We start from the raw sequence: 22,976 nt of genomic DNA on the forward strand, positions 1-22,976 counted from the left end.
ATAAAAAATTCGAGGCTAGATATTTATGAGTCCTATAACATCAGAAAATAGTGTTAGAGTTGCAATCTGTGCAATATTTAAAAATGAAAAACCATATATATTAGAATGGTTATCGCATCATAGAATGATTGGCATAACTGATTTTTACATAGCAGATAATATCAGCTCTGATGGAACCTCAGAACTTCTCAACTCGTTACATCATGATGGGTTAATAACGCGTTTATCATGGCCTACATTACCCGGTATAAAACCACAACTTCCAGCATATGAAAAAATGGCTGAGTTAGCAAAGAATGATGGAGTCGAATGGGCATTATTTATTGATGCAGACGAATTTATCACTTTAAATGAAGACTTAAAATCTATACAGGCTGCATTAGAGAAAATAATTAAAAATGATACCGAAATAGGTGGAATCACAATAAACTGGGCGACGTACGGCTCATCAAACATAATTATGAATCCTGAGCATAGCGTCCTGGATAATTTCGAATTCAGATTTAAAAAAGACAGTAATATTAATAGACATTACAAGTCACTATTAAAACTAGATGCTTTTGTTTCAACGGGCAACACGCCGCATGAGTTTAGAATAAAAAGCTCTCATAAATATATAAACACTATTGGACAAGAACATATTAGTCCATTATCGGGAATGAGTGAATCTGTTACTTGGGAAAATATAAAAATTAATCATTACATGATTAAATCCAAGTCTGAGTATGTTTCTAAAAAAATGAAAAAGGGTAGAGCTTCATCAAGTGCGAATTTAGATTTATCATATTTTTATGCTCATGATATTAATGCCGAATACTCTCCAATAAATAAATCATGGATACATTTGATGGAATACCATCAAGAAAATCTACGAAATAAATATGATATTAAAGACTCTAACTTTACCCGGTATCCTTCTCTGTATTACACCCCAAACAATCATCATATTGGAAATATCGACTCAATTCAAAATCATAATAAAAACCTCATTGAAATTAATGGCTGGGCATTAAGTGAAGGAGGGGAAAAACCTAATTGCTTCAGAGTGTTAATTAATGAATGCATTGAGATTGAGGTAAAAAATATAAAATTCAAACCTCGTCCAGATGTTTTGAACAAGATTGATTTGTGTAATGATGAGTTATGTGGCTTCACTCTATTATGTGATATTAATGTCGAAACTGAAATTAGCTCATTAACAATCTATCACGGAAGCAATTACATTATTGCTTCCGGCTCTATTAATTTTAGCTTTGCTAAATAATCTAATTTTTTTGCAATTTTAAAATAAAAAATGCGTAAGCATTACATAATTTAAAATATCAGGCATTAATATTTTTTTATGAGTATAAATATGGATATATATATTTTGGGCAGGAAAGATGAAAACTCCTTCCTGCTTTATAATAATAATGAACTTATCTCCCAAAAAGAACTCGAAGGGAATGTCCGACTTGTAATAGACAAAACTTCTGGCAAAGGCTTTCTTCATACCGGGAATACATTTATCGATTTTGTCAAGGTTAGTTTGTTGCCTAACAATCAATGTTATTTAACAAGCCGATCAAATAGACTTATATATAGCGTGCCTCCATTAGGCGACAGTAAAGAAAAAGTCATCATTGCTGATAGAATAAAAGCTCTTGGTTGGGAAACTTTTGACCTCATCGAAATAGCTAAAGAAAGTGATAATTTTCTTGATGAAATCACAATCATTAAAGATGTATATTTCAATATAGATAATAACTGTGATTTTTTTAAAAATGTTATAGCTTCTAACATTCAAGATAAAAAATCTCTTTTAGAGAAAATTTTAGAGCTAATGACAACTTGTGATCTCGACCTGTTATCGCAGCATTATCTAGCGAATATGAATGAACTCGAAATCCTTGCAGGAATTTCCAATGACATTTTTTTCATTGAGTCCGTTAATCAAATAACAAACAAAGGAGTGCGCAAGTATTTTATAAGCAATGAAATGGATTTTATTGCTGATCGAAAAAACTTATTTTCACTTTCGAAAAATAAGTGGATGCATTTGAATTGCTATATTAGAAAACAAATTAAGCCTAAAAATAAATTCTGCGTCGTAGCAACTGCCAAAAATGAAGGGGTGTATTTACTGGAATGGATTGCATATTATAAACATCTAGGAGCAGACGCCATTTTCATCTACTCTAATGGAAATGATGATGGTTCAGATAAATTATTAAAAGCTCTCCACAATGCTGAAGAAATTCGATACATTGAGAATCAGGTAAATGCAGGGTGCAGTGCACAAAATAAAGCTTATACGCATGCGTTAACCATTAACAAAGAAATCCTTGATTATGAGTGGAGCCTTTTTGTTGACCTTGATGAATACCTCGTATTTAATGATTCTATATTTTCTTCACTTCATGACTTTTTTGATTGGCACAGGAAAAAAGATGTTCATGCTATTGCTCTTAACTGGATATTTAGCATCCCGACTAATCATGGCGACTGGATCAACACTGCAATTACTCAACGTATCAAAAAATTTGAAAAGAGCACAAATGGTCATATAAAAAGTGTTATTAGGCCGCATTTCTTTTCCTCATCACTCCCTCACCATCCAATAACTATTGATAACTTTCCTTTTTCTTATAGAACAGCAAGTGGGCAGCCTCATTTAAAATCTAAGAAATACGACAGCCTTTCTATTAGTGATAATCCAAGCAATACGCATGCTGCTATACTCCATTTCTTTAATAGAACAATACCTGAGTTCATATGGAAATATTCACGTAATAGAGGTGATCATCCTAACGTAACTGATAATTCGGCATTTACTGAATCTTTACTACCTTTTTTGAAAGAATTTTCAACAGCTATAGATTCTAAAAACAGCATAGATTCATCATCATATTTCCCCAAAAATATCGACATAAATTCGTTAATAAATAAATTGTTAGAGAATGAACATATATGCAATGCATACCTAGAAGTTAAAAACGAAACAAAAATAAGATATGACAATATTTATAGTTTATTTTGGGAATTTCTCGATGAGCAAAAAACCAATGAAAAATATAAGTCAGACATAGAATATTTTATAGATAGATTTAATTAAACATAGGGGTATACATAAGTACCTATACTATCAACAATAACGTCCTCATACTTAAAATTTGGTAATTAAGACCAAGTTTATAATTATAAAAATTTATTAAAATCCAGATAAAACAAGTAATTACATAGTAATTTTAAAAAAAATCACCTATTTTAATAACGGTATGCAATGAATATTACTATCGCCGGAACCGGCTATGTTGGTCTTTCGAATGCCGTTCTTCTGGCTCAGCATCATCAGGTTATTGCCCTTGACGTCGTAGCTGAAAAAGTCGAGCAGATTAACCAGCGTCTTTCCCCTATTGCTGATAAAGAGCTTGAAGATTACTTAGCCAACAAGCCACTTAATCTGCGGGCCACGCTGGATAAATTCGAAGCCTATGAAAGTGCAGAATTTGTCATTATCGCTACCCCGACTGATTACGATCCTGAGACCAATTACTTCAACACGAATACCGTCGAAGCCGTTATCCGCGATGTGATGAGTATTAATCCGCATGCCGTTATGGTCATTAAGTCCACCATTCCGGTGGGCTTTACCGAGCGCATGCGTCAGGAGTTTGGTACGGATAATCTGATTTTCTCTCCCGAGTTCCTGCGTGAAGGCCGTGCGCTGTATGACAATCTTCATCCGTCACGTATCGTCGTGGGTGAGTGCAGCGAGCGGGCGCAGCGTTTTGCCGATCTGCTGAAAGAAGGTGCCATTAAACAGGATGTACAGGTGCTGTTAACCGGCAGTACCGAAGCCGAAGCCATAAAGCTGTTTGCTAATACCTATCTCGCTATGCGTGTTGCGTATTTCAACGAGCTGGACACCTATGCTCAGTCTCATGGGTTGGACAGCCGTCAGATTATCGAAGGTATCGGTCTGGATCCGCGTATTGGTACGCACTACAACAACCCTTCGTTTGGCTATGGCGGCTATTGCCTGCCGAAAGATACCAAACAGCTGCTGGCGAACTATCAGGAAGTGCCGAACAACCTGATTCGCGCAATTGTCGATGCTAATACGACCCGTAAGGATTTTATTGCCGACAGCGTGATCGCCCGCAAGCCTAAGGTTGTTGGGATCCACCGTCTGGTCATGAAAGCGGGTTCCGATAACTTCCGCTCATCCGCCATTCAGGGGATCATGAAGCGCATTAAGGCGAAGGGGATCGAGGTGGTGGTCTTTGAACCCACCATCAAAGCAGAGAGTTTCTTTAACTCCCGCGTCATTCGCGAATTAGAAGAATTTAAAGCCACTAGCGATGTAATACTTTGCAACAGGATGGCGAGCGAGTTAAGTGACGTAGCGGATAAAGTCTACACAAGGGATCTTTTTGGATCTGACTGATCTATAGTTAGATTTCAAAAATGCACTGTCCCTACAACCTCTGGGTTGCATTCATTTCCTTGCCCAGTGGAGCACAGACTGCTGTTCCGTATGATTAAGCGAGTAACGGAGCGTTAATCCGGCCTTATGAATTACTAAAGTTTTCTATAATTTGGTCGCTTACTGTGTAAGTAGTTCATCCAACCTAATACTAATAATAACTTGAGTGTTTAAACCGAATGACAAACCGTTACACGCTTTCTGCAACACCATTGATTACCTCCAATGCGAAGTTGCGCTGGAACGTTGATAAAACGTCCAAGCATGGGCCTTTAACGCTGAACCATGGCCGCATTGAAGTTCGCGGCTGGTTACTGGCAGAGGGCGAACGCTCTCCACATCTTGCCATCAAGAACGATTACGCTACCTATAGCTATCCGTTCAATGTCAAACGCCCTGATGTAATAGCTGCCATCCTGCAAGAACCCGCGGATAATCATCCCCGCTTAAGCTGCGGCTTCAGTGTTAATGTGCCTTTTTCGTCTCAAATCTCCATCGGGCTGGAGTCTGATGGCTTGATTACATGGCTAACGGAGTTGAACTTCTCCCCTGCCTGATAAGTTTTCCTTTGCGCCAGCTACCAGCGTTTCGCTGGTAGCTGGCACAGCATTCCGATAATCGGTTGGATAAAAATGTGAACCTCTATATTGCCGCCATCGTTAAAGATGAATTTGCAGGCCTGCTTGAGTGGATAGCGTATCACCGGGTGTTAGGCGTGAAGGGATTTGTAATTGCAGATAATGGCAGTCGTGACGGAAGCCACGAGTTGCTCTCTTCCCTGGCGCGCCTGGGGATTGTGACGGTTATCGATCAACCGGATTTAGTAAATCAAAAACCGCAGCTCCCGGCCTACGAACGTATTTTACGTAGCTGTTCCCGTGATATTGATCTGCTTGCCTTTATCGATGCCGATGAATTTTTATTGCCCTTATCGCCCGATTTAAATGTCGTAGATTTCTTCGCCTCACAGTTTACTGATGAAAGCGTCAGCGCCATTGCCCTTAACTGGGCCATTTTTGGCTCCAGTGGCGAACTCTTTGCCGAGGATGGTCTGGTCACCGAACGTTTCACTCGCCATGCACCTATAAAATTTAATGTTCACCACAACTTCAAAAGCGTGGTGAAGCCCGAGCGCGTGAACCATTTTCATAATCCACATCATGCCAACCTGCGCTATGGCCGCTATATCGATGCGCTGGGCAACGACCTTGTTTTACACCCTAAACATGGCCCTGGTGTCAGTGCAGAAGTGGTCTGGAACGGAGTACGGGTCAACCATTACGCGGTTAAATCGCTGGAAGAGTTCTTACTCGGTAAACACTTGCGCGGCAGTGCAGCCTCGGCAAACCGCGTAAAACACAAAGCCTATTTCAAAGCGCACGATCGCAATGACGAAACCTGCCTTCTGGCGGCCGCGCTGGCCCCGAAAGTCAAAGCAGAAATGGCAGCGTTGCAGGCGCAGCTGGATGCCTTGCCAGAAGAAGAGAGTCCCCAGAAGAGCGACTCCTGGTTGGCGACCCGCGTTAAAAAGTTAATCGGCTAAAAGACATTTTCCCCTTATTCGACAGGAGTCAGAAGTGGCCTTCCCCACTTCCGGGTAGTGAATCCTCTAATGCATAGCGATTATCACTGGCACCCTCTGGCGCTGCTGCCAGACACCTCTTTAACCCGTGCGGGCTGGTTCCTGATCCAGGGCACCCTGCGTGCCCGCCAGCCGCGGGGTGAAACCCGCCTGCGCTGGCAGTGCAGCGAAGGGACCTGGCATGAACAGGTTCTCCCCATTACCCGTCGCGGCACCCTGCAGGAGCTGGTCTGGCTGCCGGTGGGTGCCTGCCAGGTGGGGCTGCTCGCCAGTAGTGAAGGGGCAGAGTGTGAGCTGAACATTACCCGCTTTGCGCAGGTGTCTGCGGGCAAGAGCCTCTGGCGTCGTTTACGCCGGGTGTGGCCTTTTTATCAGCGTCTGAATGCGCAAAAGCGCAAACGTCTGGGGCTGTCATGGCATCTGTGGTTTACCGATTTACAGCAGGCTTACGACCTGGTGGGCAAGATCCGCGACGACAGGCCGCTGCACGCCTACGAACACTGGCTGGCGAATTTTGACATCGTCCAGCCCGGTGAGCGCAGGTTGATTGATCGTCTGCTGACCCGCTGGGGCAATCTGCCCCGCGTCTGTCTGCATCTGGTGAACGGCGGCGATGAGGCGGCACGCCAGCGCACGCTGGCCAGTATCGCGGCGCTCTGTTATCCGACAACCCATATCACCGTGCTGGAACAGCCCCCTGCCGCAGGCAGGCCTGCGGGTGAATGGCAATGGGCCATTCCCGTGGGCGCTGAACTCGCCCCGGCTGCGTTAGTGTGGCTGGCACACCAGCTGCGCCAGACCCCGGATGCAAAATGGATCTATGGCGATCACGATCTGCTGGATGAGAAAGGCAAGCGCCACTCGCCAGCCTTCAAGCCAGACTGGAACGAAACGCTGCTGCACAGTCAGAACTATATCGGCTGGTGCGGCCTCTGGCGGGAACAGGGCACCGCCGCTATCCCGCAGGATGGGGCAGACAGTTACCGCGGATGGTTGCAGCTGGCCCACCAGCTTACACCGCAGGATATCGCCCACATCCCTGCCCTGCTGATGCATGTCCCGGACACGCTCCCGCAGCAGGATGGCTACGAAACGCTGGCAAGCCTGCTGCAGGACCTGCCCGTCGGGGTAACGCTGGAGTCTGCCCCACACGGGATCTGCCGCTGGCGCTGGCCGCTTCCGGCAGAGCTGCCACGGGTGTCGGTGATTATTCCCACCCGCAATGGTCTGGCGCATCTCAGGCCGTGCATTGAAAGCCTGGTGCAGCACACCCGTTATCCGAATATCGAAATCATGGTGATGGATAACCAGAGCGACGATCCTGAGACACTGGCTTATTTTGCCCGTATTACCCGTGATTACGGGGTCCGGGTTATCGCCTGGGATCATCCGTTCAACTACTCCGCCATCAACAATGCCGGGGTGCGCGAGGCCACGGGCGAGCTTATCTGCCTGCTGAATAACGACACCGAGGTGATCAACCCCCTGTGGCTGGATGAGATGGTCTCTCACCTGCTGCGTCCGGGCGTGGGAATTGTCGGGGCGAGGCTCTTTTATGGCGATGGCCGGGTGCAGCATGCGGGCGACGCCGTCGGGCCGGGTGGGTGCGCCGATCACTTTCACAGTGGGCTGGCCGCCGATGAACCCGGCTACCAGCGCAGGGCGGTGAGCGCCCAGGAGCTGTCGGCCGTGACGGCGGCCTGCCTGCTTACTCCTCGCCAGCTCTTTTTATCTCTGAACGGCTTAGATGAGGTCAATCTGCCGGTCGCCTTCAACGACGTGGATTATTGTCTGCGGGTGGGTGAGGCAGGCTGGCGGATCGTCTGGACCCCCTTTGCCGAGCTGTACCATCATGAGTCGGTCTCCCGCGGCAAAGATGTCACGCCAGAACAGCTGGCGCGTTCCCAGGGAGAACTGCGCTACATGAAAAAACGCTGGGCGCAGCGGCTCCAGCACGATCCCGCATACAATCCCAACCTGAGCTATGACCGTCCCGATTTCTCGTTAAGTCATACTCCTAATGTGGTGCTGCCATGGACGAACTGATCAGAAAGGCACTCTTTAAACCGTATCTGAAGTTGAATAAGCAAAGCAGCGAGACGCAGCCTGACAGCTGGCCCGAGTGCCGTTCATTGCTGATCCTGCATGAGGGGAACTCACCGACGCTGGCCTATTTTGAAGCGGCGATAAGAAGCCGTTTTCCCGGCGCTGTCTGTCAGCTGGTGGATACCTTAACCACGTCGGCTATCGAAGTGGATAAAGGGGCCGCCATCGTGGTCATTCGTTTTATCTCCTCGCAGTGGCAACGCGAAATTGCGCGCAACATGGATGACCTCTCCCAGGTGGTCTATTTTATGGATGACGATCTGTTCGATCCGTCAGCCTTAACGGCGTTACCCAAAGCCTACCGGACGAAAATCATCCGACGTTCTGCGGCCCAGCACCGCTGGATCACCACCCATTGCGATACCATCTGGGTCTCGACGCCCTATCTGGCCAATAAATATGCGCACCTTAACCCTGATGTGGTGCCCGCCCAGCCGACACCGCGGCTGCTGGCCGTAACCCGACCGGTCAAGATTGCCTATCACGGCTCCAGCTCGCACCAGGCAGAAAAGTACTGGCTGCGGGAAGTGGTCGAAGGCGTGTTGAACCAGTGCCCGCAGGCCAGTTTCGAAATTTTTGGCGAGCACGAAATCTATAAACTGTACCGCGACCTGCCGCGCGTGACGGTATTACACCCGATGAGCTGGCAGAACTATCTGGACTACACGCAACATCACCGGGTTGATATTGGCCTGGCCCCGTTACTGGAATCAGAATTTAATATGGCGCGCGGGCCGGTAAAATTTTATGATTTCGTGCGCATGGGCGCGGTGGGGGTCTACAGTAATTGCGCCCCGTACAGCGACTTTATCGAGCAAAATATCAATGGCGTGCTGCTGAACAACGATCCGCAAAAATGGATCGACACTTTATCGCTGCTGGTAAATTCCGGGCAAAAACGTCAAACGCTGGCGAATAATGCGAAGGAATACACGTACTCGTTAATGAGTTAAAACAGAACAGCACGGGAATACCGTATTCCCAACCTGCATCAGGCCTTGTTTCCCCATGTGCCTGCCGCTAAAACACGGCCTGAACGGATAGCAGAGGCTGTGTTCTGGTGAACATTTCATCCAATAGAAAAAGTAAAAACGCTTATGAAAATCCTTGTAACCGGTGGAGCCGGTTTTATCGGTTCTGCTGTTGTTCGCCATATCATCCGTGATACCCAGGATGCGGTGATCAACCTTGATAAGCTCACCTATGCGGGCAACCTCGAATCGCTGGCTGACGTAGCCGCAAGTGACCGCTACGCCTTTGAGCAGGTGGATATCTGTAATCGCGCGGAACTGGATCGGGTCTTCGCCACCCACCAGCCGGATGCGGTGATGCATCTGGCCGCTGAAAGCCACGTGGATCGCTCCATTACCGGCCCGGCCGATTTTATCGAAACCAATATCGTCGGCACCTATACGCTGCTCGAAGCGGCCCGCGCATACTGGAGCGAGCTGGATGAAGCCCGCAAGCAGGCGTTCCGTTTCCATCACATCTCCACCGACGAAGTGTATGGCGATCTGCCACACCCGGATGAAGTGAGCGCAGGTACAGCGTTACCGCTGTTTACCGAAACCACCCCGTACGCGCCAAGCAGCCCGTACTCCGCGTCAAAAGCCTCCAGCGATCACCTGGTGCGCGCATGGCGTCGTACCTATGGCCTGCCGACCATCGTCACCAACTGCTCTAACAACTACGGCCCGTATCACTTCCCTGAGAAGCTGATCCCGCTGGTGATCCTCAATGCGCTGGATGGCAAAGCGCTGCCGATTTACGGCAAAGGCGATCAGATCCGCGACTGGCTCTACGTTGAAGATCATGCCCGTGCGCTCTACACCGTAGTGACCACCGGCGTGGTGGGCGAGACCTACAACATCGGCGGCCACAACGAGAAGCAGAACCTGGACGTGGTACACACCATCTGCGACCTGCTCGACGAGATGGTGCCGAAAACCGGTTCTTACCGCGACCAGATCACCTACGTGACTGACCGCCCGGGCCACGACCGCCGCTACGCCATCGATGCCAGCAAAATGAGCCACGAGCTGAACTGGCAGCCGCAGGAGACCTTCGAGTCCGGCATCCGTAAAACCGTGCAGTGGTATCTGGATAACCAGCAGTGGGTCAACAACGTGAAAAGCGGCAGCTATCAGGACTGGATCGCGAAGAACTATCAGGAGCGTAACTGATGCATATTCTGCTGTTCGGCAAAAATGGCCAGGTAGGCTGGGAACTGCAGCGCGCGCTGCTGCCGCTGGGTCGTATCACGGCGGTGGATTTTGACTCTACCGATTACTGCGGTGACTTCAGCAACCCGGAAGGCGTGGCCGAGACCGTGCGTCTGCTAAAGCCGGACGTGATCGTCAACGCCGCCGCGCATACCGCGGTGGATAAAGCCGAGAGCGAACGCGACTTCGCCGAGCTGCTCAACGCCACCAGCGTTGCCGCCATCGCCAAAGAAGCCGAGGCGCTGGGCGCCTGGCTGGTGCACTACTCCACCGACTACGTCTTCAACGGCAGCGGTGAAAAACCCTGGGTAGAGACAGACCAGACCGCGCCGCTGAACGTCTACGGCGAAACCAAGCTCGCGGGCGAACAGGCTGCCGCGCTCTGCTCCCGTCATCTGATCTTCCGCACCAGCTGGGTCTATGCTGCCCGTGGCGCCAACTTCGCCAAAACCATGCTGCGTTTTGGTAAAGAGCGTAGCGAAATGTCGGTCATCAACGATCAGTTTGGTGCACCGACCGGCGCAGAGCTGCTGGCCGACTGCACAGCCCATGCGATCCGTATCGCGCAGGATAAACCCGACGTTGCCGGGCTTTATCACCTGATCGCCTCAGGCACCACCACCTGGTTCGACTATGCCCAGCGGGTATTCGCGACCGCTCGCGCGGCGGGCGTTGAGCTGGCTGTCACTCAGGTGAATGCGGTTCCGACCAGCGCCTTCCCGACACCGGCTAAGCGTCCACATAACTCACGCCTCGATACCAGCAAGTTCCAGCGCACCTTCGGGATGACGCTGCCGGACTGGACGATCGGCGTTGATCGCATGCTGGCTGAAATTCTTGGAAAGTAAACACATCAAGGTATGCTATGCGTGCCTTGTTTTAGCGACACGGACCTTTGTCAGGGAGCGGCTTTTTTAGCTTCCCTTTACAGCAATCAAACAGATGGTAGTGAGGGCGTTGCGCCCCTCTACAGCAAAACAGAAGAATTGAAGGATTATGAACAAGCGTAAAGGTATTATTCTGGCCGGTGGGTCAGGGACTCGTCTCTATCCGGTCACCATGGCGGTGAGCAAACAGCTGCTGCCAATCTACGACAAACCGATGATCTACTACCCGCTGAGCACCCTGATGCTGGCTGGTATCCGCGATATCCTGATCATCAGCACCCCGCAGGATACGCCGCGCTTCGAGCAACTGCTGGGTGACGGCAGCCAGTGGGGCCTGAATCTGCAGTATAAAGTGCAGCCAAGCCCGGACGGTCTGGCCCAGGCCTTTATCCTCGGCGAAGAGTTTATCGGCGGCGACGATTGTGCGCTGGTGCTGGGCGATAACATCTTCTACGGCCACGATCTGCAGAAACAACTGGAAGCCGCCGCAGCCAAACCTGCGGGCGCCACCGTCTTTGCCTATCATGTACACGATCCTGAGCGTTATGGCGTGGTGGAGTTTGACCATGAAGGCACCGCAATCTCTCTGGAAGAGAAGCCACTGGAACCGAAGAGCAACTATGCGGTAACCGGCCTCTACTTCTATGACAACCGCGTGGTTGAGATTGCCAAAAGCCTGAAGCCGTCGCCGCGCGGCGAGCTGGAAATCACCGACGTGAACCGTATCTACCTTGAGCAAGGCGATCTGTCCGTCGCCATGATGGGCCGTGGTTATGCCTGGCTTGATACCGGCACCCATGAGAGCCTGATTGAGGCCAGCAACTTCATCCAGACCATCGAAACCCGTCAGGGGCTGAAAGTGGCCTGTCCTGAAGAGATTGCCTACCGTCTGAAGTTTATCGATGCCGACCAGGTGCGCAAATTAGCCGCGCCGCTGGCGAAGAATGCTTACGGGCAATATCTGCTGAAAATGCTCAAGTAGTCATCATTAACTCCTGGGGCGTTAAGCCCCATTTATGAATCAGGCCGTAATCATGAACGTAATTCAGACCGCCATTCCCGACGTCTTCATCTTTGAGCCAAAAGTGTTTGGCGATGACCGTGGTTTCTTCTTCGAAAGCTTCAACCACCAGCAGTTCGAAGCGGCTATTGGCCGCAGCGTAAACTTCGTCCAGGACAACCACTCCAAGTCCTCTAAGGGCGTATTACGTGGCCTGCACTACCAGCTGGCACCGCATGCACAGGGCAAACTGGTGCGTTGCGTGGCCGGTGAAGTGTTCGATGTGGCGGTGGATATCCGTAAAAGCTCCCCGACCTTTGGTCAGTGGGTGGGCGTGCACCTGTCTGGCGAAAACAAGCGCCAGCTGTGGATCCCGGAAGGTTTCGCCCACGGCTTTATGACCCTGAGCGACACCGCAGAATTCCTGTACAAAACCACCAACTACTATGCGCCAGAGAGCGACCGCGGTATCCGCTGGAACGATGAGACCATCGGCATTACCTGGCCTACCATCGATACCGAAATCCTCACCTCTGCCAAAGACAGCGTTGCCAAATCCTTCCCTGACGCAGAGTACTTCTGAGTCCCACGCCCCGCAGTGAAGCGGGGCGTTTTCTGATGCACAGAGCGCGAATGAAATTTTACACAGGTTCAGCCGGGATCCTGGCCCGAAAAGCACAGATCGAGCCGATGCTTGGTCGCCCGTTACACGCCTTCAAGGCCAGCATGCAGCTGGCGCAGGACGATGTCCTGGTCGGCTGGGGCCAGAAAGCCAATACCCGACAGATCAAACAGAAAGCCCATGAACGTGGGCTGCCGTACTGGCAGCTGGAAGATGGCTTTATCGGGTATATTGGCCACCCCGCCAGAGGGGGCAAGGCCGTCTCCCTGATCGCCGATCCTGTGGGAATTTACTATGACGCTCGCCAGCCCAGCCGCCTTGAGCAGCTGATCGCTACGCCCTGCGATGCCAGAATGGTGGCGCGGGCGGAAGCGCTGACCCGCGAACTGCTGCGCCTGGGCATCACCAAGTACAACTGTTACGCCGCAGACAGCGGGTTACCCGATGCGCTGGCAGCCCGCCTGCACAACGATCCTCGCCCTAAGGTGCTGCTGATTGACCAGGTGGCGGGAGATCTCTCCATTCCCGGCGCGCTCGCAGCCACTGAGGATTTTGAGGCGATGGTCGCGGCGGCGCGGCGTAACCACCCTGGCGCCCGCCTGCTGCTGCGCACCCACCCGGACACCCGGTTGGGCAAGAAGCGCGGCGTGCTGGCGCAGATGCAGCTGGACGACGTGGAGCGGGTCACCGATCACTGCCATCCCCACGCCCTGCTGAATGAAGTGGAGGCGGTCTATACCGTCTCCTCGCAGATGGGGTTTGAAGCCCTGCTGCTGGGCAAAGCGGTCCACTGCTTCGGCATGCCGTTTTACGCTGGCTGGGGGCTGACCCACGACAGCAAAACCTGTGAACGCCGCCAGGCGCAGGTGAGCCTGCCGCAGCTGGTGGCAGCGGCGCTGATCCTCTATCCCCGCTATCTGGACCCGGTTCTGGGCCAGCGCTGCGAAGTGGAGCAGGTGCTGCAGATTATTGCGGGTCAGTTGACCCCCGCCCCGCGCTATCGCCGTCTCTATATGGTGGGCTTCTCGCTGTGGAAACGCGCCTTTATGCGCGCCTTCTGCCAGCCGCTGGCCACGGAGCTGCACTTTGTGCGCACCCCGCCTGCCCAGTTGGCAGACGACGAGCAGGTGCTGGTCTGGGGCAGCCGCTACCCTGAACTGGCGAACCCGATCCGCGTGGAAGATGGTTTTATCCGCTCCCGCGGGCTGGGTTCGAATCTGTGCCGTCCTTCCTCGCTCTCCATCGACCCGGTGGGGATCTATTTTGACAGCCGCCGTCCGAGCGGGCTGGAACAATTGCTTAATCACCAGCCGCTCAGCGAGCAGGAGCTGGAACGCGGTGCCGCGCTGGTGGATCTGCTCCGCCAGCATGGGGTCAGCAAATATAACGTTGGTACGGTGCAGCCCTTCACGCCGCCAGGCGACGGGCGTGCGCTGGTGCTGGTGGTGGGCCAGGTGGATGGCGATGCCTCGATCCTGACCGGCAGCCCGGTGATCCGCAGCAACGAGCAGCTGCTGTGGGCGGTGCGCACCGCCCGGCCGGACGCGCATATCCTGTTTAAACCGCACCCCGACGTGGTGGCGGGCAACCGGGCCGGGGCTATCTCAGCCGAATGTCTGGCACGCTGCGTTGACAGCCAGGTGCTGGATCTCGGCCTGACCAGTCTCTATCCCCATGTCGATGAGCTGCACACCATGACCTCCCTCAGCGGGTTTGAAGCGCTGGTTCAGGGGGTGAAGGTCACCACCTGGGGCCAGCCGTTCTACAGCGGCTGGGGGCTGACCGAAGATATCCATCCTGCTGAACGCCGTCAGCGCACCCTGCCGCTGGCCGCGCTGGTCTATCTGACGCTGGTCGCCTATCCGCGCTACATCGACTGGCAGAGCGGCCTGTGGATGAGCCCTGAACAGCTGATCCGCCAGCTGGCGGTACAGGGAAACTCATCCTCGCAGAAGGCCAGCCGCTGGCAGCGCTGGCAACTCAAACTGAGCTATCTGGCTCAGACGCTTCGCTAGAAAACTAGTTATCCCGATTTATTAAAGAAAAGCGGTCATCAAGTCGCTAACAAACATGTCTCATCAACGGAACCGATCTGGGAAAAACAATGGAAGAGCAAGCTATCCGCCACCTGCTGAATGGCCGTCGGTATCTTTTACTGCAAGGACCGATGGGTCCCTGCTTTTCACGTCTGGCGAGCTGGTTGCAGAGCAGCCACCGCGAAGTGAAGCAGGTCTGCTTTAATGCCGGAGACGCCTGGTATGCCGCGAAAGAGACCGCGCTGCACTACACCGGCTCCGTGAAGAATTTTGCCTTCTGGCTGCGCGAACTACATAAAACCTACGCCTTCGACACCATCGTCTGTTTTGGCGATTGCCGCCCGATGCACATCGAAGCGAAGAAGTGGGCGCGCAGCAAATCCATCGATTTCCTCGCGTTTGAAGAGGGCTATTTCCGCCCGTACTACATCACCCTGGAAAAAGGGGGGGTGAACGCCTTCTCTTCGATGCCCATCGATGCGAAGTATTATCGCGAGCAACCGCTGCCGGAGGTGAAAACCCCGACGCCGTGGAAACCCAGCGCCTTTAACCGCGCCTCCCATGCCATGCTCTACTACGCGGCAGGCTGGTTTGGCCGCCATCGCTACCGGGGCTATCGCCACCACAAGTCGTTCTCGCCGTGGTACGAGATGCGCTGCTGGTTCCGCGCCGGTCGCCGTAAGCTGTGGTATCGCTGGAAGCAGCGCCACATGCTGAGCCATATCACCGGCACGCTGGATAACGAATACTACCTGGCGATTTTGCAGGTCTATAACGACAGCCAGATTATCCACCACAGCCCGTATAAAGACGTGCGTGACTATATCGAAACCGTGATCCGCTCCTTTGCCCGCCATGCGTCAAAAGAGCACCATCTGGTGTTCAAGCATCACCCGATGGATCGTGGTCACCGCTATTACGGCACCCTGATTAACACGCTGACTGAAAAGTACGGCATTCCTGGCCGGGTGATTTATATCCACGATCTCTCCCTGCCCGCCCTGCTGACCCACACCCGCGGGGTGATCACCGTTAACAGCACCGCAGGGCTATCGGCGCTGATCCATAACAAGCCGCTCAAGGTGATGGGCAAAGCGCTGTACGACATCGAAGGATTAACCTGGCAGGGGCCGCTGAACCAGTTCTGGCAGGCGGATTTCGCGCCCGATAAAAAGCTGTTCCAGCGTTTTCGTACCCACCTGCTCTATCAAACGCAGATCAACGCCGTCTTTTACGGCAAGTCTGACTGGCTCAACATCCCGACCGAAGTCCCTCTGCCGACACCGCTTGCCGATTCCGAACTCGAACGTTAATTCATCCCCACGCCGGGGAAATTACCCCGGCGGATCCGATCCACACCGCGCTTTTATCCCTCCGTTGTAAAAATCACTAATGTTTATCCCCTTCCTGGCCGTTATAACCTAAGACAAATTTTGATGCCGAATTTTGCACTGACATATTTTGTCAGTCGCACCGGCATAATTCACAGCACTGGCTAAAATAACAGGAAAGCTAATATGACAATTCCGACCAGGAGTCGCTCGGCTGAAAGGTTGGTAGATATTCTGCTGGAGCTTCATTTACACGGCGTGGTGAGCCGCCAGGCATTGATGCATAAATTTAATATTACTGAGCGCACGGTTTATCGCGATCTTAATGCACTTTCGCCCATTGTGGAGCGCTGCGGAGACGGGCAGTACCGGCTTATCCATGCCCGCCCGGGCCATGCAGAACCGGGGTTACATCATGTCATTGCTAACTTTTTGAATGTGGACGACTTTTTCCCGGCAACAGGCCGCGACTTCTGGGACAAGCTGGAGTCGCGGGTCGAAGATAACCATATCATGATCTTCGGCAACGATGCCGAGCGTACAGGGCCAAAAGATATTCACAGCCTGTTAGCAGGCTTTGAAAAGGCGATTAAGGGCCAGCAGGTTTGCCATATCCTGTATAAAGGAAAATCGCGACAGATTAACCCCTATAAAGTAATTAACAAAAAGAACATATGGTATTTACAAGCCACCGAAGAAAAGCGTTTGAAATCGTTTTCTTTAAGCCTGGTGCAGTGGCTGGATATTCGCAGCGAAACCTTCACGCCGGATAATGACATCCTCGAACTGCTGGAAAAAAATCGCGATCCCTGGGTTAGCGAAGAGACGTTCGAAGTCGAGGTATTTATTCCCACCCACATTGCGCACTATTTCAAACGCCGCGATCTGCTGCCCGGCCAGGAAATTCTGGCGGAAGATAAGCAGGGCATCACCCTGCGCTGCCATGCCGCCCATGAGAACCAAATCCTGCCGCTGCTCTTCTACTGGCTGCCCAATATTCAGGTGCTGGAACCGGACTGGATTAAGCAGAGATTTGTCGGCACGTTAGAAAACTATCTGGCGAGCGCGGAGTGACTCGCACCTGACAGCGTGATCCCCTTCACACAATTTTACCCCCTGCTGGCGAGCCTCAACCACTCGCCCGCTTCTTTGACCGCTCATCCCGCCATATAACCACTCACCGATTTACTGTCCTTTACGCGCGTAAGGCTCTGGCAAGATCGCCTCAGCATTACTCACTTTCTCTCACAGCGAACCCTGATCCTTTTTCATCTAAAAAACCAGGTTTTATTATGGACATTAAAAAACTACTTAAGCACGTTCCCTGGCTGCTGCTCGGGATCCTCGGTGCCTGTTGTCTTGCCGTGGTCGCCCTGCGCCGCGGCGAGCACATCAGTGCCCTGTGGATCGTCGTGGCCTCGGTGTCGGTCTATCTGGTGGCGTACCGCTACTACAGTCTCTATATCGCGCAGAAGGTCATGAAGCTCGACCCGACGCGTGCCACCCCGGCGGTCATTAACAATGACGGTCTGAACTACGTGCCAACCAACCGCTACGTGCTGTTTGGTCACCACTTTGCCGCCATCGCAGGCGCTGGCCCGCTGGTCGGCCCGGTGTTGGCGGCGCAGATGGGCTATCTGCCGGGTACGCTGTGGCTGCTGGCGGGCGTGGTGCTGGCGGGTGCGGTGCAGGACTTTATGGTGCTGTTTATCTCTTCCCGCCGTAACGGCGCGTCTCTGGGTGAGATGATCAAAGAAGAGATGGGCCGCGTGCCAGGCACCATCGCCCTGTTCGGCTGCTTCCTGATTATGATCATCATCCTGGCGGTGCTGGCCCTGATCGTGGTGAAAGCACTGGCGGAAAGCCCGTGGGGCGTGTTCACCGTCTGCTCCACTGTGCCGATTGCGCTGTTCATGGGGATCTACATGCGATTCCTGCGTCCGGGCCGCGTGGGTGAAGTCTCCGTAATCGGTATTGTGCTGCTGGTGGCCTCCATTTACTTCGGCGGCGTGATTGCTCACGACCCGTACTGGGGCCCGGCGCTGACCTTCAAAGACACCACCATCACCTTCGTGCTGGTTGGTTATGCCTTTGTCTCTGCCCTGCTGCCGGTATGGCTGATTCTGGCGCCACGTGACTACCTGGCTACCTTCCTGAAAATCGGCGTGATCGTCGGGCTGGCGATCGGCATTGTGATCATCAACCCAGAGCTGAAAATGCCTGCGGTGACCCAGTACGTTGACGGTACCGGTCCGCTGTGGAAAGGCGCCCTGTTCCCGTTCCTGTTTATTACTATCGCCTGTGGCGCGGTCTCTGGCTTCCATGCCCTGATTGCGTCCGGTACCACACCGAAGCTGCTGGCGAACGAGAACGACGCCCGTCTGATCGGTTATGGCGCAATGCTGATGGAGTCCTTCGTGGCGATCATGGCGCTGGTGGCGGCATCTATCATCGAGCCAGGTCTCTATTTCGCGATGAACACCCCACCAGCAGGCCTGGGCATTACCATGCCAAACCTGCATGAGATGGGCGGTGATAACGCGGCGCTGATCATGGCGCAGTTGAAAGATGCCAGCGCCCACGCGGCAGCAACCGTCAGCTCCTGGGGCTTTGTGATCTCCCCTGAGCAGATCATGCAGACCGCGAAAGACATCGGCGAACCGTCGGTTCTGAACCGTGCCGGTGGCGCACCAACCCTGGCGGTAGGTATCGCCCACGTGTTCCACAAAGTGCTGCCGTGGGCAGACATGGGCTTCTGGTACCACTTCGGTATTCTGTTCGAAGCGCTGTTCATTCTTACCGCGCTGGACGCCGGTACGCGTGCAGGCCGCTTTATGCTGCAGGACTTGCTGGGTAACTTCGTGCCGTTCCTGAAGAAAACCGACTCGCTGGTGGCCGGTATTCTGGGTACGGCGGGCTGCGTCGGTCTGTGGGGCTACCTGCTGTATCAGGGCGTGGTCGATCCGCTGGGCGGCGTGAAGAGCCTGTGGCCGCTGTTCGGTATCTCTAACCAGATGCTGGCGGCCGTTGCCCTGGTGCTCGGCACCGTGGTGCTGGTGAAGATGAAGCGCACCAAATACATCTGGGTGACCGTGGTGCCTGCCCTGTGGCTGCTGCTCTGCACCACCTGGGCGCTGGGCCTGAAACTGTTCAGCACCAACCCGCAGCTGGAAGGCTTCTTCTTTATGGCTAACCAGTATAAAGAGAAGATTGCCGCAGGCGGCGGTGACCTGACCGCGCAGCAGATTGCCAACATGAACCATATCGTGGTGAACAACTACACCAACGCGGGTCTGAGCATTCTGTTCCTGGTAGTGGTCTACAGCATCATCTTCTACGGCATTAAAACCTGGATGAAAGTGCGTAACGCCGACGGTCGTACGGATAAAGAGACCCCGTATGTGCCCGTACCGGAAGGCGGCGTGAAGACCTCTTCACACCACTAATCCACAAACAACCCCTCACCCCAGCCCTCTCCCCAGGGGGAGAGGATCAGGGTGAGGGGCTTTTCCTGTCTGGAACCCGCAATGTTTGGTAACTTAGGCGAAGCAAAAAAATACCTCGGTCAGGCGGCGAAAATGCTGATTGGCATCCCGGACTATGACAACTACGTTGAACATATGAAGACCAACCACCCGGATAAGCCGTACATGACCTACAACGAATTCTTCCGCGAGCGTCAGGAAGCGCGCTACGGCGGAGGAGGAGAAGGCGGCGTACGCTGCTGCTAAAGGAGAGACCATGACACCGATTGCCGTTACCCTGCTCACCGGCTTTCTTGGCGCGGGCAAAACCACCCTGCTGCGCCACATCCTCAACGAACAACACGGCTTTAAAATCGCGGTTATCGAAAATGAGTTCGGAGAAGTCTCCGTTGATGACCAGCTGATTGGCGATCGCGCTACCCAGATCAAAACCCTGACCAACGGTTGCATTTGCTGCACCCGCTCGAATGAACTCGAAGACGCCCTGCTCGACCTGCTCGACAGCCGCGACCGCGGTGAGATCGACTTCGACCGTCTGGTGATTGAGTGCACCGGCATGGCCGATCCCGGCCCGATTATTCAGACCTTCTTCTCCCACGAGATCCTCTGCCAGCGCTACCTGCTGGACGGCGTGATTGCCCTGGTTGACGCGGTACACGCCGACGACCAGATGAACCAGTTCACCATCGCCCAGTCGCAGGTAGGCTACGCCGACCGCATCCTGCTGACCAAAACCGACGTAGCGGGTGAGAGCGAGACGCTGCGCGAGCGGCTGACGCGCATCAACTCACGCGCCCCGATTTACACCGTGACGCATGGCGATATCGATCTCGCCCAACTGTTCAACACCAACGGCTTTATGCTGGAAGAGAATGTCACTGCGAAGCCGCGCTTCCACTTCATGGCCGATAAGCAAAATGACGTCTCGTCGATTGTGGTTGAGCTGGATTACCCGGTGGATATCAGCGAAGTCTCCCGCGTGATGGAGAACCTGCTGCTGTCGTTTGCCGATAAGCTGCTGCGCTACAAAGGGATGCTGTGGATCGACGGCGAACCCAACCGCCTGCTGTTCCAGGGCGTGCAGCGCCTCTACAGCGCCGACTGGGATCGCCCGTGGGGCGACGAAGCGCCGCACAGCGTGATGGTCTTTATTGGCCTGGAACTGCCGGAAGATGAGATTCGCGCGGCCTTTGCGGGGTTGCGTAAATAATTACGCCGCTCTCTTTGTTTCAAAAGGGAGCGGCAACTCAGAATCACAAATTAATTATCCTTGGCTTCCTCATTACAGTGCTGTCTGTTAAGGTTGGAAAAATCAGTTGCACGAGTATTATTTGTTTAGTTGTTAATGACATGCAAACAAATTAGCTCCACAAATAGACAGGCGTAATATGGCAATTATTATCCCCACAATTAGTAGCTGTAGCGAAAAAATCACGGCAGGAGAAAAAAGACTGGCAAGGTTGCTGGAAGGCGGACTCAGCGATGATTGTACCTGCTGGTACGACATATCGATGGGCGAAAAGCATACCCACCCTGATTTTGTCATTCTCACCCCTAATAAAGGCATATTGTTTATCGAAGTTAAAGACTGGTTTGTCACTAAAATAAAAGGTGCTAATAAGACGCATATCCAGTACGAGACAAAAAATGGCATCGAGTCACTCAAAAATCCCATCGAGCAAGTACGCCAGTACACATTTGATACTATAAATAGTCTGAAAAAAGATCCCCAACTTCGCCAGAATGAAGGACAGCACCAAGGTAATTTTATTATGCCGTATGGATACGGTGTATATTTTACAAATATCACTCGCGCACAGCTTGAAAAAAACTTTTCAGCCAGCGAGCTAAATGAAATCCTTCCTCCAGACCAAGTTATTTGTAAAGACGAACTTAACGAATTCATGTCTCGGGAAAACATATCTTCACGGCTGGAAATGTTGGTCAAACACAACTTTTCTCACCAGACTACGCCGCAGCAGCTCAATCGTATCAGGTGGCATCTTTATCCCGATGTACGAATTAATAAATCCGTTACTAATGTTGATGTAAAGAGCTTTACTCTGCATACGCCTAATATCATTACCATTATGGATAGGCAGCAGGAACAACTTGCACGAAGCATGGGGGCAGGACATCGTGTTATTCATGGTGTGGCAGGATCTGGCAAGACGCTGATTTTGCTTCACCGCTGTATTGAGCTTGCCAACAATATCGATAACGATAAACCTATCCTAGTTATTTGCTATAACATCACCTTAGCCAAAAAGCTGAAAGCGCTGATTGATCAGCATATTTTACGTGTTCCTGTAGAAGTCACTCATTTCCACTTATGGTGTCATAAACAATTGCGTCACCATCGTCTTCTTCCTCCACAAGGTAAAAATTTTATTGATCTAATGGAAGTGGCCCTGTCGCAGGCCTTTGAGAAAGGAATAATACAGAGCGAGCAGTACAGTGCCGTCTTGATTGACGAGGGGCATGATTTTAAGCCGGAATGGTTGAAGATCCTGGCACGAATGCCAGATAGCAAAGATAACGCACTTCTTTTTCTCTACGATGATGCACAATCTATTTATCAAAAAAAGAAAGCGCTCGATTTTACGTTATCGAGCGTTGATATCAAGGCTCAGGGCCGAACGACGATACTGAATACTAACTACCGCAATACACAACAAATTTTACATTTCGCCAGCAGCATTGCGTTTAACTATCTCAATAATCATATTGACGACACTCTTAAATACCAGCAGCCTGATGCAGGGGGAGTGCCTGGCAATTATCCTGCTTTGGCCTGCTTCGATAATCAGGACGAAGAAATTACCCATGTTCTCAATTGGGTCATAGAACAGCGCCAGCAAGGTATAGCATGGTCTGAGATCGCTATACTGTGCCCATCAACTTTTAGTATATCAGGCGCGCTCGGTCCACGACTTGCTGCACGCAACATCCCTTTCAAGATGATTGTATCAGGCGAGGATAAAAAGCATTGGTCGCCGCAAACTGACAACCTCTGCGTAATGCCGTTACCAAGCAGTAAGGGGCTAGAGTTTGAGTCAGTGGTAATTATGGATGCGGCCAAGGAAAGAGATGATACGGACCTGAGCGAAGATATTAAACGTCTATATGTCGGTATCACTCGCGCACGACATAATCTTCTGGTGACAATGCATGGCAATGGCACTCTGTATGACCACTTGATTGAAACTTACGAGCAAAGTTATAAATTTATTTAAT

The 22,976-nt window shown here is 51.8% G+C and carries 18 protein-coding genes; all 18 read left to right on the forward strand.

From position 1 onward, the window contains the following. Positions 1 to 25 precede the first annotated feature (25 nt). The 18 genes from C3F35_RS08785 to C3F35_RS08870 all read left to right on the forward strand — a co-directional run bounded on the left by C3F35_RS08785 (position 26) and on the right by C3F35_RS08870 (position 22,975). Positions 26 to 1,264, forward strand: coding sequence for a glycosyltransferase family 2 protein (locus C3F35_RS08785; RefSeq protein ID WP_103792679.1), 1,239 nt, complete (start codon positions 26 to 28; stop codon positions 1,262 to 1,264). Positions 1,265 to 1,354: 90 nt separating this feature from the next. Beyond that, positions 1,355 to 3,094, forward strand: a complete 1,740-nt coding sequence (locus C3F35_RS08790; RefSeq protein ID WP_158251931.1) for a glycosyltransferase family 2 protein — start codon at positions 1,355 to 1,357, stop codon at positions 3,092 to 3,094. A gap of 168 nt (positions 3,095 to 3,262) precedes the next feature. Continuing rightward, positions 3,263 to 4,429 (forward strand): nucleotide sugar dehydrogenase, encoded by a 1,167-nt coding sequence (locus C3F35_RS08795; protein WP_103792677.1) that lies wholly within the window; start codon positions 3,263 to 3,265, stop codon positions 4,427 to 4,429. Positions 4,430 to 4,647: 218 nt separating this feature from the next. Then, the gene (locus C3F35_RS08800) at positions 4,648 to 5,025 is read left to right on the forward strand and encodes a hypothetical protein (protein WP_103792676.1); all 378 of its coding nucleotides are present in this window, start codon (positions 4,648 to 4,650) and stop codon (positions 5,023 to 5,025) included. 77 nt (positions 5,026 to 5,102) lie between these two features. Continuing rightward, complete coding sequence (locus C3F35_RS08805) at positions 5,103 to 6,011, forward strand: glycosyltransferase family 92 protein (RefSeq protein WP_103792766.1); 909 nt, start codon at positions 5,103 to 5,105, stop codon at positions 6,009 to 6,011. Between the two features lie 69 nt (positions 6,012 to 6,080). Then, positions 6,081 to 8,096, forward strand: coding sequence for a glycosyltransferase family 2 protein (locus C3F35_RS08810; protein ID WP_103792675.1), 2,016 nt, complete (start codon positions 6,081 to 6,083; stop codon positions 8,094 to 8,096). After that, positions 8,084 to 9,109: a glycosyl transferase group 1 family protein gene (locus C3F35_RS08815; RefSeq protein WP_077226522.1), complete on the forward strand. Its 1,026-nt coding sequence runs from the start codon at positions 8,084 to 8,086 to the stop codon at positions 9,107 to 9,109. The genes C3F35_RS08810 and C3F35_RS08815 overlap by 13 nt, the downstream gene beginning before the upstream one ends. 144 nt (positions 9,110 to 9,253) lie before the next feature. Then, on the forward strand, positions 9,254 to 10,339 hold the full coding sequence (gene rfbB, locus C3F35_RS08820) for a dTDP-glucose 4,6-dehydratase (RefSeq protein WP_016236890.1): 1,086 nt from the start codon (positions 9,254 to 9,256) through the stop codon (positions 10,337 to 10,339). Then, positions 10,339 to 11,226, forward strand: coding sequence for a dTDP-4-dehydrorhamnose reductase (gene rfbD, locus C3F35_RS08825; RefSeq protein ID WP_059308800.1), 888 nt, complete (start codon positions 10,339 to 10,341; stop codon positions 11,224 to 11,226). Before rfbB ends, rfbD begins: the two co-directional genes overlap by 1 nt. Before the next feature lie 148 nt (positions 11,227 to 11,374). Beyond that, positions 11,375 to 12,247, forward strand: a complete 873-nt coding sequence (gene rfbA / locus C3F35_RS08830) for a glucose-1-phosphate thymidylyltransferase RfbA (protein WP_059308801.1) — start codon at positions 11,375 to 11,377, stop codon at positions 12,245 to 12,247. Between the two features lie 52 nt (positions 12,248 to 12,299). Next, a complete protein-coding gene (rfbC, locus tag C3F35_RS08835) occupies positions 12,300 to 12,848 on the forward strand; it encodes a dTDP-4-dehydrorhamnose 3,5-epimerase (RefSeq protein ID WP_059309150.1) in 549 nt (182 codons plus the stop codon). A gap of 50 nt (positions 12,849 to 12,898) precedes the next feature. Then, complete coding sequence (locus C3F35_RS08840) at positions 12,899 to 14,902, forward strand: capsular polysaccharide biosynthesis protein (protein WP_103792674.1); 2,004 nt, start codon at positions 12,899 to 12,901, stop codon at positions 14,900 to 14,902. A gap of 89 nt (positions 14,903 to 14,991) precedes the next feature. Next, the gene (locus tag C3F35_RS08845; protein WP_103792673.1) at positions 14,992 to 16,236 is read left to right on the forward strand and encodes a capsule biosynthesis protein; all 1,245 of its coding nucleotides are present in this window, start codon (positions 14,992 to 14,994) and stop codon (positions 16,234 to 16,236) included. Positions 16,237 to 16,440: 204 nt separating this feature from the next. Beyond that, positions 16,441 to 17,328, forward strand: a complete 888-nt coding sequence (locus C3F35_RS08850; RefSeq protein ID WP_103792672.1) for a helix-turn-helix transcriptional regulator — start codon at positions 16,441 to 16,443, stop codon at positions 17,326 to 17,328. Positions 17,329 to 17,546: 218 nt separating this feature from the next. Further along, a complete protein-coding gene (locus C3F35_RS08855; protein ID WP_032616355.1) occupies positions 17,547 to 19,700 on the forward strand; it encodes a carbon starvation CstA family protein in 2,154 nt (717 codons plus the stop codon). 81 nt (positions 19,701 to 19,781) lie between these two features. Further along, positions 19,782 to 19,985: a YbdD/YjiX family protein gene (locus C3F35_RS08860; protein WP_032616354.1), complete on the forward strand. Its 204-nt coding sequence runs from the start codon at positions 19,782 to 19,784 to the stop codon at positions 19,983 to 19,985. A gap of 10 nt (positions 19,986 to 19,995) precedes the next feature. Next, positions 19,996 to 20,949, forward strand: coding sequence for a GTPase (yjiA, locus tag C3F35_RS08865; RefSeq protein WP_103792671.1), 954 nt, complete (start codon positions 19,996 to 19,998; stop codon positions 20,947 to 20,949). A 178-nt stretch (positions 20,950 to 21,127) separates the two neighbouring features. Next, entirely contained in the window at positions 21,128 to 22,975 is a 1,848-nt protein-coding gene (locus C3F35_RS08870; RefSeq protein WP_103792670.1) for a DEAD/DEAH box helicase, read from the forward strand. Position 22,976: the final 1 nt, after the last annotated feature.

This window comes from Leclercia sp. LSNIH3 (assembly GCF_002935105.1).
Classification (GTDB): Bacteria; Pseudomonadota; Gammaproteobacteria; order Enterobacterales; family Enterobacteriaceae; genus Enterobacter; species Enterobacter adecarboxylatus.